This window comes from Micromonospora foliorum (genome assembly GCF_022229015.1).
GTDB lineage: Bacteria > Actinomycetota > Actinomycetes > Mycobacteriales > Micromonosporaceae > Micromonospora > Micromonospora foliorum.
In genome coordinates this window covers 1-11074 of sequence record NZ_JAKKFF010000302.1, presented here as the reverse complement: position 1 = coordinate 11074, position 11074 = coordinate 1, and the positions used below count along the sequence as shown (strand labels likewise).

Below are 11074 nucleotides of genomic sequence, written 5' to 3'. Positions count from 1 at the left end.
AACGAGAAGGGCGGACGCAGGTCACCGGGGACACCTCGGTGGAACGGGCCAGCAAGGTCGCCCGGTACAAGTCCGCGAAGTACACCGTCGAGCGTCCGATGCTGCTCGGCGCCGCGCTGGCCGACGCGCCGGAGGACGTGCGGACGGCCTACTCGGCGTACGGGCTGCCGCTGGGCGAGGCGTTCCAGCTCCGCGACGACGTGTTGGGGGTCTTCGGTGACCCGGCGCTGACCGGCAAACCGGCCGGTGACGATCTGCGCGAGGGCAAACGTACCTACCTGGTGGCGGCGGCTGTGGAGGCCACCGACGACGCGGGCCGCGAGCTGCTGCTCAGCCGGCTCGGCGACCCGGAGCTGGACGAGCGGGGGGTGGCCCGGCTCCGCGAGGTGATCTCGGGCAGCGGGGCGCTGGCCCGCACCGAGCAGCGGATCGTCACCCTCACCGACACCGCCCTGGCGGCACTGACCGCCGTCGACCTGGACACCGAAGCCCGCCAAGCCCTGGTAGACCTGGCCATAGCCGCAACCCGCCGAGCCGACTAACCCCTCCCCCTCCCCGCTCCCCCGCGCCCGTCCCGTCCCACCCCCTGCGCGTTGATCATGAAGTTATTGCCAGCGCGCTCGGCGTGTCGTGGCAATAACTTCATGATCAACGGGAACAGGAAGGGGGTCGGGGGGAGGGGGAAGGGGCAGGGCGGGGTTAGAAGCCTTGGGCTTGGGCTCGGCGTTTTACCTCGCGGGCCTGGTCGCCGGAGAGGGCGGCGGCCGGGGTGGCGCCGGGGAGGGTTTCGTCCGGCTCGTAGAGCCAGCGCAGAACGGCCTCGTCGTCGTAGCCGTTGTCGGCGAGCAGGTTGAGCACGCCGGGCAGGTGCTTGAGCACGGTCTGGTTGGCAACCAGGTCCGCCGGGATCCGACGGACGCCGTCGCGGCGGACCGCCAGCAGCTCCCGGTCACGGATCATCTGGTGCACCTTGCTGATCGACACGTCGAGGCGTTCCGCGACGTCCGGCAGGGTCAACCAGCCGGCCGGGTCGGTGGGTCCGGCGAGCTCCAGGCCGGGCGCGGCCTGGTCGGGTACGGGTTCGGTCACCCGACCACCCTGCCACGCCGCCGCCGCGACGAGCCACCGGCACCCCGGGAGACCCCTCGGCGCCCACTCTCGTGATCGCCGCTGACCAGCGAACAAGGGGCGGCGAGCGCGGCGGGACGGACCGGTTGGGCGTACGGCTGTAGCATCCTGTTCATCCTTCACCCCCTGGACACATAGACTGCCTGCCGATGGACACTCAGGTCGCCGACACGTTGCTGGGCTCGCTGGTCGACGGGCGCTACCGCATTCGCGGTCGCGTGGCCCGTGGAGGCATGGCGACCGTGTACACCGCCACTGACGAACGCCTTGAGCGCACCGTCGCTGTCAAGATCATTCACCCGACCCAGGCGAGCGAGGCGCGGGCCCGGATCGCCAACTTCGTGGCCCGGTTCACCGACGAGGCGAAGACCATCGCCCGGTTGACCCACCCGAACGTGGTGGCGGTCTACGACCAGGGCACGCACGCCGGCCTGCCGTACCTGGTGATGGAGTACGTCCGTGGCCGCACGCTGCGCGACGTGCTGGCCGAGCGACGCCGGCTCAACCCGGACGAGGCGCTGGCCATCGCCGAGCAGATGCTCGCCGCGATCGCCGCCGCGCACCGGGCCGGCCTGGTGCACCGCGACGTCAAACCGGAGAACGTGCTGGTCGCGGAGGCACCCACCGGTGGCGTCGCCAACCTGGTCGACAGCGTCGTGAAGGTGGCCGACTTCGGGCTGGCCCGGGCGGTCGAGGCGAGCGCCGACGAGGAGCAGGGCAACCAACTGATGGCCACCGTGGCGTACGTCGCCCCGGAGCTGGTCACCGAGGGCCGCGCCGACCCGCGCACCGACGTCTACTCGGCCGGCATCGTGCTGTTCGAGATGCTCACCGGCCGCGTGCCGTACGACGGGGACCGCCCGGTGGACGTCGCCTGGCAGCACGTCGACCGGGACGTGCCGGCGCCTTCGACGCTGGTGCCGGGCCTGCCGTCGGTCCTCGACGATCTGGTGCAGCGGGCTACTCGGCGTGATCCCGGCGCGCGGCCCGCGGACGCCGGCGCGCTGCTGGCCGAGGTGCAGGTGGCCCGGGACCGTCTGGGCGACGCCAACAGCCACACCGCCGTACTCCGCCCGATCAGCGACGCGCCGTCGCTCTCCCAGCCGACCATGATGGTCGCGACGGTCCAACCGCCCAACCGCCCCTCGTGGGCGCGGCTCCCGGAGGGGGCCAGCAGCCAGGGGCCGGGCCGACGTCGGGCCGCCCCGGAGCCGGCGGAGGGCCTGGGCGCCCGGCTCGCCGCGCTGCGCAGCACGGTGCTGAGCAACCCCCGTGGCCGGCTGGCCGTCGCGGCCGTGGTGGTGACACTCGGCCTGGTGGCCGCGATCGGGGGTTGGTGGTTCGGCGTCGGCCGCTACACGGACGCTCCGCAGCTGGTGAGCCTGAGCAAGGCCGAGGCGCAGGCGCAGGCCGACCGCGCCGGGCTCGTCCTCAGGTTCGCTGAGCCGCGCTTCGACGAGAAAGCCCCGAAGGACAGCGTGCTGGGGCAGAGCCCGGCGTCCGCTGCCAAGATCGTCAAGGGTGGCACGATCACCCTGACCCTCTCCCTCGGGCCGGAGCGTTTCCCCGTACCGGACGTGATCGGCAAGGAGTTCGAACTCGCCGAGGCGGACCTCGTCAACGCGAAGCTGGTGGTGGCCAAGGGCACCGCCCGCTATGACGACAGTCTGCCGGCCGGGGTCGTGGTGGACAGCTCCCCCAAGGTGGGCACCGAGGTCAAACCAGGCGCGAAGGTCACCCTCATTCTGAGCCGGGGCAGGGCGCCGGTGACGGTGCCGAACCTGGTCGGCAAGAGCCTGACCGAGGCCCGGACGACCCTGGCCCAGCTCAATCTGGTGTTGGCGGAGACCTACAAGGACTCCGACAAGCCGAAGGACGAGATCCTCGGCCAGAGCCCGGCCGATGGCGCCGGCGTGGAGAAGGGCACCCAGGTCAAGCTGGACGTCAGCAAGGGGCCACCGCTTGTCGTCATGCCACGGGTGATCGATCTGCCGTGCCAGCAGGCCAAGCAGGCGTTGGAGGGCCAGGGCTTCCCGGTGACGGTGGCGATCAACCCGAACGCCGTGGTCCGGATCCAGCTCCCGGGCGAGAATTCGCAGGTGCCGCCCGGCACCCCGGTCACCCTGACGTGCTTCTGATGCCGACGATCTGCGCGCGGCCGGTGGGCACGCACACGCCGACCTCGGGTGGGCTGGCGAAGGCTGCCCTGCCGTACGCCGACACGACCGGTGCGCGGGTGGTGCAGGTCTACGTCTCCAACTCGCGAGGCTGGGCGCTGCCCGACGGCGACCCCGGGCAGGACGCCCTGTTCCGCGACGGTTGCGCCGAGCGGGGCATTCCCGCGTTCATCCACGCCGCGCTGCTGGTCAACGTCGGCTCGCCCACCCCGGCCACGGTCGAGAAGTCGGCCCAGACGCTGGCGCACGCGCTGCGTCGGGGCGTGGCGATCGGCGCGCGGGGGGTGGTGTTCCACGCGGGCAGTTCGGTGGACGAGGGGCACGCCGAGGCGGCGATGCGACAGGTCCGCGAGGTGTTGCTGCCGCTGCTCGACTGGTCCGCCGAGGCTGGCGGGCCGATGTTGCTTGTCGAGCCGAGCGCCGGCGGTGGCCGGTCACTGGCCTCCCGGGTGGAGCAGTTGGGGCCCTACCTGGACGCGGTGGACCGGCACCCCATGCTCGGGGTCTGCTTCGACACCTGCCACGCCTGGGCGGCCGGCCACGACCTGGCGGCCGAGGGCGGCATGACGGCGACCCTGGACACCCTGGTGGCCACGGTCGGCGCGGACCGGCTGCGGCTGGTCCACGCCAACGACTCGAAGGACCTGTGCGGCTCCACCCGGGACCGGCACGAGAACATCGGCAAGGGCAGCATCGGCGAACCGGCCTTCGCCGAGCTGATGGCCCACCCGGCGACCGCTGGCGTCCCGATCGTCGTGGAAACCCCGAGCGAGAAGCACATCGGCCACGCCGCCGACATCACCACCCTCACCCGCCTGTCCCACCCCTGACCCCACCCACCCCCGCCCCCTCCCCCGCCCGGCGTCCCCGAGTCGCCCCGGTGATCATGAAGTTATTGCCATGACACGCCGACGCGAGGGGCAATAACTTCATGATCACCGGGGGTGGGCTGCCCGGGGGTGGGGGTGGGGTGGGGGTGGGGGTGGGGTTAGGGGGCGGCGAGGATGCGGGGTAGGGCTGCCAGGGCGCGGTCGATGTCCGTGTCGCTGACGCCCAGGTGGGTGACCAGGCGGGCGGTACGGGGGCCGAGCACCGAGATCAGTACGCCCTCGGCCCGCGCCGCGGCGGCCAGGGCCCGCGCGTCCAGGGTGTGCTTGGTGAGGTCCAGCGCGACCAGGTTGGTACGGACCGTGGTGGCCAGCACACCGAACGGCGCGACCGCCTCGGCGAGCCGGGCCGCCTTCGCGTGGTCGTCGGCCAGCCGGTCGATGTGCTGCGCGAGCGCGTACCGACCGGCGGCGGCGAGAATGCCGGCCTGGCGCATGCCACCGCCCATCCGCTTGCGGATCAGCCGAGCACGTTCGATCTTCTCCGCGCTGCCGACCACCAGCGAACCGACCGGCGCGCCGAGGCCCTTGGAGAGGCACACCGACAGCGTGTCGAAGAGCCGACCGTACTCGATCAGCGGCACCCGGTCGGCGACGTGCGCGTGCCAGATCCGGGCGCCGTCACAGTGCAGCGCGACGCCCGCCTCGTCGGCGACCCCGCGCAGGTCCCGCAGGGTCGCCAGCGGAATCACCCCGCCGCCACCGCGATTGTGGGTCTGCTCGACGGCGATCGCGCGGGTGGGGACGGCGAAGTAGCCGTCCGGCCGGATCATCCCGGCCACCACCTCCGGGTCGATGTCCGCGCCCACCGCGGGCCAGGTCCGCGAGGAGATCCCGCCGTACGCGGCCGCGGCGCCGATCTCGTACGTGACCACGTGCGCGTCGGCGTCGCAGAGCAACTCGTCGCCGGGCGACACCAACAGTTGCAGGGCGATCTGGTTCGCCATCGACCCACTCGGGGCGAACAGCGCCGCCTCGTGCCCGAACAACGCGGCGACCTCGGCCTCCAGCGCGTTGACGCTCGGATCCTCGCCGTACACGTCGTCGCCGACCTCGGCGGTGGCCATCGCCTCCCGCATCCCGGCGGTGGGTCGGGTCACCGTGTCGGACCGCAGGTCCACGAACAGATCAGGCATTGTCATCCCTTCGGCTGCCGACTGCGGGGCTCGCAACCTCACTCCTCGCGTCAGCCATGGTCATCGCTCCGACTTGCCGACTGCGGGGCTCGCAAGCTCACTCCTCGCGTCAGCCATGGTCATCGCTCCGACTTGCCGACTGCGGGGCTCGCGAGCGCTGACCCGGGGCTCGCCGGCTCAACCACGGAGCATCTCCGCCACGAGGAACGCCAGCTCCAACGACTGCTGGGTGTTCAGGCGCGGGTCGCAGGCGGTTTCGTACCGGTCGGGCAGGTCGAGGTCCTCGATGCCCTGGGCGCCGCCGAGGCACTCGGTGACGTCCTCACCGGTCAACTCGACGTGCAGGCCGCCGGGGTGGGTGTCCAGCCCCCGGTGCACCTCGAAGTAGCCGAGCACCTCGTCGACGATGCGGTCGAAGTGCCGGGTCTTGTAGCCGTTGGACGACTCGTGCGTGTTGCCGTGCATCGGGTCGCACTGCCAGACCACCTTGGCGCCGGCGGCGGTGACCTTGGCGACGATCGGCGGCAGCGCGTCGCGTACCCGGTGGTTGCCCATCCGGCTGATCAGGGTGAGCCGGCCGGGGATGTTGTCCGGGTTGAGCTTCTCGCACAGCTCGATCGCCTCGTCCGGGGAGGTGGTCGGGCCGAGCTTGACCCCGATCGGGTTGGCGATCCGGGAGATGAAGTCGATGTGCGCGCCGCTGATCTGCCGGGTGCGCTCGCCGATCCAGAGGAAGTGCCCGGACAGCCCGTACGCCCGACGGTCGGAGACCCGGGTGAGCGCCCGGTCGTACTCCAGGGCGAGGGCCTCGTGGGAGCAGTAGAGCGTGACGGTACGCAGCGCCTCGTCGTCGGTCATGCCGCAGGCCCGGATGAAGGCCAGCGCCCGGTCGATCTCCCGGGCGATCGCCTCGTAACGCTCCCCCGCCGGGGAGTTCTTCACGAAGCCCTTGTTCCAGTCGTGCACGGCGTGCAGGTCGGCGAGCCCACCGGCGAGGTACGCCCGGAGCATGTTCATCGCCGCCGCCGAGTTGGCGTACGCGCGGATCATGCGCTGCGGGTCGGCGACCCGGGCGGTCGGGTCGGCCTCCAGTGAGTTGATCATGTCGCCGCGGTACGCGGGCAGGCCGCGCGCGTCGGTCGGCAGCGAGCGGGGCTTCGTGTACTGCCCGGCGACCCGGGCGACCTTGACCACCGGCAGCGACGCGCCGTAGGTGAGCACGATCGCCATCTGGAGCAGGGTGCGGGCGTTGGCCAGCAGGTGGCTCTCGGTGTTGTCCACGAACGTCTCGGCGCAGTCACCGCCCTGCAGCAGGAACGCCTTGCCCTCGCAGACCAGGGCGAGCTTCTGCCGGAGCTGGTCCACCTCGTAGGGCGCGACGACCGACGGCACGGTGTCGAGGACCTTGCAGACCGCGGCCACGGCAGCCGGGTCCGACCACGGCGGGACCTGCTCGCGGGGCAGCTCCCGCCATCGGTCCAGGCCGAGCGCGGCGTCCTCGGCGGAATCGACTGTCGGTCGGCTGGTCTGCAGGCCCGGGCTGCCCACCGCGGGATGGCTCAGCTGATGCCACTCATGGCGCATGACAGAAAGCGTACGGCGACGGTCGGGGTGCCCGGGCGGCGAGGGGGACGGTTCCGGCAGATGGGAGATCAAACTCCCGGGCTCTGCTCAGGACGCGGTAGGGGCGACCCCTCAGGACGCGGTGGGGGCGACGCCGGCGGCGACGGAGCGGCCGACCTGCCCGGAGCTTCCCCGGCGATGCACCAGTCGCTCCCGTCCCGGGTGACGGTGAACACCAGCGGCCGGGCGACGGTGCGCTTGCCGACGGTGACCGACACCGAGACGCTGACCTCCTGCCCCTGCGGACCGGACCGGATGCCGGTGATGGCCGCCTCGGGCACCTGGAAGTGATCGGCGAAGTCACCGTTGGGGCCGGTGGCACCGAGGTCGAAGTCGTCCTGCAGCAGAGCGCAGAGCTGACTCCGGCCGGCGGCGACGTCCTTGGCGGTCATCGCGTCGAGGTACGCCTGCACGCGCTCCCGGGAGCGGGTGGCGGCCTCCTCGGCGGGGGCTCGGGCCGTCTTGGTGGCGGACTTCTCCTCGTCCTCGCCGCCGATGCCGCAGCCGACCAGGGCGACCGGCAGCAGCACCAGCCCGGCGGCGGTCGCCGCCAGCCTGCGGTGGGTCGGGTGCATGATCACCTCCGTCGACGGTGAGATCGAGACGTGCCGAGCCGCGAGTCTGCCACATCCAGCCGACCGAGCCCAACGGCGGCGGCCCGGTCGACGCTGGGCGTCGACCGGGCCGCTGTGTCACGGGCGGGAAGGGGCGGTGCGGGCCCCTTCCCGCCGTGTGGGTGGTGCGTCGGCCCTCGGCTCAGCCGAGACCGCCCTTGATGGCGCCGATGAGTTCACCGTTGCTCGTGTCACCGGAGAGCTCCCAGAAGAACGCGCCACCGAGGCCCTGGTTGTTCGCGTACGTCATCTTGCCGTTGATGGTCGACGGGGTGTCGTAGCTCCACCAGTTGCTGCCGCACTTGGCGTACGCGGTGCCGGCGATCGTGCCGGTGGCCGGGCAGGTGTTCTTGAGGACCTTGTAGTCCTCGATGCCGGCCTCGTAGGTGCCCGGCGCCGCGCCGGTGGCGCTGCCACCCGGAGCGGCCTGGGTGACACCGGTCCAGCCCCGACCGTAGAAGCCAATGCCGAGCAGCAGCTTGTTGGCCGGGACGCCCTTGCTCTTGAGCTTCTGGATCGCCGCGTCGGAGTTGAAGCCCTGCTGCGGGATGCCGGTGTACGAGGTGAGCGGTGAGTGCGGTGCCGTCGGACCCTGGGCGGCGAAGGCGCCGAAGTAGTCGTACGTCATCGGCATCAGCCAGTTGAGGTTGCCGATGGCGCCGGCGTAGTCGGTGGCGTCGATCTTGCCGCCGTTGCTGCCGTCCGCGGTGATGGCGGCGGTGACCAGGGCGCTGGACCCGAACCTCGACCGCAACGCGCTGATCACGTTCTTGAACGCGTTCGGGCCGCTGGTGTCACAGGTCAGACCGCAGGCGTTGGGGTACTCCCAGTCGACGTCGATACCGTCGAAGACGTCCGCCCAGCGCGGGTCCTCGACCAGGTTGTAGCAGCTCTCGGCGAACGCGGCCGGGTTCTGCGCGGCCTGGGTGAAGCCGCCGGACCAGGTCCAGCCACCGAACGACCAAATCACCTTGAGATGCGGGTTCATTCGCTTGAGCTTGCGCAGCTGGTTGAAGCTGCCGCGCAGCGGCTGGTCCCACGTGTCGGCGACGCCGTCCACGCTGTCCGCCGCGGTGTACGCCTTCTCGTAGTCGGCGTAGCTGTCACCGATGGCGCACCGACCGCCGGTGGTGTTGCCGAAGGCGTACAGGATGTGGGTCAGCTTCGCGGCCGAGCCGCTGGTCTGGATGTTCTTGACGTGGTAGTTGCGCCCGTAGACGCCCCACTCGGCGAAGTAGCCGACGACCTTCTTGCCACCCGGGTTCGGCGGGTTGGTGGTCGGCGGTGGCGTGGTGGGCGGAGGGGTGGTCGGCGGAGTCGTCGTCGGCGGGGTGGTGGTGGGCGGAGTCGTGGTCGGCGGGGTCGTCCCGCCGCCGCACGCGGCACCGTTGATGGTGCAGTTCAGCGGTGCCTTGTAGGCGCCGCTGCCGTTGTACCCCCAGCTGAACGAGGCGCCGGGGGCGATGCCGCCGGCCCAGCTCTTCTTGACCGCGACGTAGTGGTTGCCGCTGCTGGTGACGTCGGCGTCCCACGCGCTGCTGATGGTGGTGCCCGACGGCAGGTCGAACTCGATGCGCCAGGTGGTGACCGTGGCGCTGGAACCGTTGGTGATGGTCACCTTCGTCTCGTGACCGGTCCCCCAGTCCTGCGCCTTGGTGAAGGTGGTGGTGACCGTGCCGGCGCCGAACGCGGTGGTCACCGGCACCGCTGCGACGGTCACGGCGACCACGGCACCGGCCCAGAGGGCCCGGCGGAGCGATCTTTTCATGAGGCGTCTCCCGAACTGTTAGGAAACTTTCCAAAAGAGTTGGTGAGACGGTACTCACAGCGTTATCAGTTCGTCAAGATGCGCATGTTTCGATTTCTCCTGGTGCACGGAGTGCGTACGCTGCGCCCACCCCGGGCCGACACCCGGCCGGCGCGTAGCCTCGGCCCATGACCGTCTTCGACATCCCGATCGACGCCCTCAACGGCGGCGCCGCCGACCTGGCCCGCTACCGCGGCAAGGCGTTGCTGGTCGTCAACGTGGCCTCCCGCTGTGGCCTCACCCCCCAGTACGCCGGCCTCCAGACGCTCGCCGACTCGTACGCCGACCGGGGCCTCGTGGTGCTCGGCGTGCCGTGCAACCAGTTCGCCGGGCAGGAGCCGGGCAGCGCCGCCGAGATCAGCGACTTCTGCCAGGTCAACTACGGGGTCACCTTCCCGCTGACCGAGAAGGTCGACGTCAACGGCCCCGACCGGCACCCGCTCTACGCCGCACTGGTGGACACCCCGGACGCCGACGGGCACACCGGTGACGTGCGATGGAACTTCGAGAAGTTCCTGGTGGCCCCGGACGGCTCGGTCGCCGCCCGCTTCGCCCCCACGGTCGAGCCCGACTCCAACGACCTCCGCGCGGCCATCGAAAAGACCCTCCCCACCCCCTGACGCCCCGGGGTGGCGCGACTGGGCTCGGCCAGGCCGGGCTGGACTCGGTCGATCATGGAGTCGTGGTGCCCGGATTGCCACGATGGGCCCGAAACGCTCCCCACCACAACTCCATGATCGACGGCGTCGCCGCCCCTCCCAGCCTCTGGGCGCCACCGGGCGGCGTGTCCGGCCGTCGAGCACCCGCACGGACCGCTCGTCACCGGAGAGTGGCACGTTGCCGGAGAGCCGACCGGCGACAAGCGTGAGCAGTACGTTGTGCAGAACGGGCTCGCGCCGCGACCAGGCACCCGCCGGGACGGCGAAGATCGCGCGGTCCGCGACGAGGACAGCGCGGGCCCGACGGTCCGCGCAGCCGCCCGGCAGGGGGCAGCCGAATAACCCACCAGGCTGGTCGGGAATGCGTCGTGGGTGGACGGAGTTGGGAACGAGCATGACAACTGTGGGACTGATCGGCAGTGGCAACATCGGCGGCACCGTGGCCCGGTTGTCCGTCGACGCCGGCTACGACGTGGTGCTGAGCAACTCGCGGGGCCCGGAGACCCTCACCGATCTGGTCGAGACCCTGGGCACGCACGCCAGCGCCGGCACCACCCAGGACGCGGCGCGGGTCGGCGACCTCGTGGTGGTCAGCGTGCCGCTGAAGGCGTACCGCGCGGTGCCCGTGGAGCCGCTGGCCGGCAAGGTCGTCATCGACACCAACAACTACTACCCGGAGCGCGATGGCGCCTTCCCGGAGCTGGACTCGGGCGAGATCACCAGCAGCGAGTTGCTCCAGCGGCACGTGCCGCAGTCGCGGGTGGTCAAGGTCTTCAACAACATCTACTTCAAGGGCCTGGCCGCGCTCCCCCGGCCGTCCGGTGCGGCGGACCGCAGCGCCCTCGCGATCGCCGGTGACGACGCCGCCGCGAAGACCGAGGTGACCGCCTTCCTGGACCGGATCGGCTACGACGCGGTCGACGTCGGCCCGCTGGCCGAGGGGTGGCGCTACCAGCCGGACACCCCGGCGTACGGCACGCCCTACTCGGCCAGCCCGACCGACTGGGAGCACCCGGCCCCGGCCGACGCCGCGAAGCTTCGCG

The 11074-nt window shown here is 71.4% G+C and carries 10 protein-coding genes; 5 read left to right on the top strand and 5 right to left on the bottom strand.

The window, feature by feature from the left end; all coding sequences use genetic code 11:
* On the top strand, positions 1–542 hold a 542-nt coding region (locus tag PSH25_RS21790; protein ID WP_238660838.1), incomplete at its 5' end, for a polyprenyl synthetase family protein.
* A gap of 157 nt (positions 543–699) precedes the next feature.
* Here the strand turns inward: PSH25_RS21790 and PSH25_RS21785 are convergent.
* Positions 700–1089 carry an Rv2175c family DNA-binding protein gene (locus PSH25_RS21785; RefSeq protein ID WP_238660837.1) on the bottom strand — a complete coding sequence of 130 codons (390 nt, stop codon included), beginning with the start codon at positions 1087–1089 and terminating at the stop codon, positions 700–702.
* 188 nt (positions 1090–1277) lie between these two features.
* Here PSH25_RS21785 and pknB point away from each other — a divergent pair, with 188 nt between their 5' ends.
* Positions 1278–3266: a Stk1 family PASTA domain-containing Ser/Thr kinase gene (gene pknB / locus PSH25_RS21780; RefSeq protein ID WP_238660836.1), complete on the top strand. Its 1989-nt coding sequence runs from the start codon at positions 1278–1280 to the stop codon at positions 3264–3266.
* On the top strand, positions 3266–4135 hold the full coding sequence (locus tag PSH25_RS21775; RefSeq protein ID WP_238660835.1) for a deoxyribonuclease IV: 870 nt from the start codon (positions 3266–3268) through the stop codon (positions 4133–4135). Before pknB ends, PSH25_RS21775 begins: the two co-directional genes overlap by 1 nt.
* 158 nt (positions 4136–4293) lie before the next feature.
* Here PSH25_RS21775 and PSH25_RS21770 read toward each other — a convergent pair whose 3' ends face one another.
* From PSH25_RS21770 to PSH25_RS21755, 4 genes are all read right to left on the bottom strand, one after another.
* Positions 4294–5328: a threonine aldolase family protein gene (locus PSH25_RS21770; RefSeq protein WP_238660834.1), complete on the bottom strand. Its 1035-nt coding sequence runs from the start codon at positions 5326–5328 to the stop codon at positions 4294–4296.
* A gap of 177 nt (positions 5329–5505) precedes the next feature.
* The gene (locus tag PSH25_RS21765; RefSeq protein ID WP_238660833.1) at positions 5506–6912 is read right to left on the bottom strand and encodes a class II 3-deoxy-7-phosphoheptulonate synthase; all 1407 of its coding nucleotides are present in this window, start codon (positions 6910–6912) and stop codon (positions 5506–5508) included.
* 68 nt (positions 6913–6980) lie between these two features.
* Positions 6981–7526, bottom strand: coding sequence for a hypothetical protein (locus PSH25_RS21760; RefSeq protein WP_238660832.1), 546 nt, complete (start codon positions 7524–7526; stop codon positions 6981–6983).
* A gap of 181 nt (positions 7527–7707) precedes the next feature.
* Positions 7708–9333 (bottom strand): glycosyl hydrolase family 18 protein, encoded by a 1626-nt coding sequence (locus tag PSH25_RS21755; RefSeq protein ID WP_238660831.1) that lies wholly within the window; start codon positions 9331–9333, stop codon positions 7708–7710.
* A gap of 167 nt (positions 9334–9500) precedes the next feature.
* On the opposite strand from PSH25_RS21755, the gene PSH25_RS21750 reads away from it, so the two are divergent.
* Both PSH25_RS21750 and PSH25_RS21745 read left to right on the top strand, forming a co-directional pair.
* Complete coding sequence (locus PSH25_RS21750; protein ID WP_238660830.1) at positions 9501–9992, top strand: glutathione peroxidase; 492 nt, start codon at positions 9501–9503, stop codon at positions 9990–9992.
* Positions 9993–10425: 433 nt separating this feature from the next.
* A partial coding sequence (locus tag PSH25_RS21745; protein ID WP_238660829.1) for an NADPH-dependent F420 reductase occupies positions 10426–11074 on the top strand: 649 nt, incomplete at its 3' end.

Excerpts from the sequence above, each read along its gene's own strand:
- pknB (WP_238660836.1), top strand. The coding sequence starts at position 1,278 with ATGGACACTCAGGTCGCCGACACGTTGCTGGGCTCGCTGGTCGACGGG.
- PSH25_RS21775 (WP_238660835.1), top strand. The coding sequence starts at position 3,266 with ATGCCGACGATCTGCGCGCGGCCGGTGGGCACGCACACGCCGACCTCG.
- PSH25_RS21770 (WP_238660834.1), bottom strand. The coding sequence starts at position 5,328 with ATGCCTGATCTGTTCGTGGACCTGCGGTCCGACACGGTGACCCGACCC.
- PSH25_RS21765 (WP_238660833.1), bottom strand. The coding sequence starts at position 6,912 with ATGCGCCATGAGTGGCATCAGCTGAGCCATCCCGCGGTGGGCAGCCCG.
- PSH25_RS21760 (WP_238660832.1), bottom strand. The coding sequence starts at position 7,526 with ATGCACCCGACCCACCGCAGGCTGGCGGCGACCGCCGCCGGGCTGGTG.
- PSH25_RS21755 (WP_238660831.1), bottom strand. The coding sequence starts at position 9,333 with ATGAAAAGATCGCTCCGCCGGGCCCTCTGGGCCGGTGCCGTGGTCGCC.
- PSH25_RS21750 (WP_238660830.1), top strand. The coding sequence starts at position 9,501 with ATGACCGTCTTCGACATCCCGATCGACGCCCTCAACGGCGGCGCCGCC.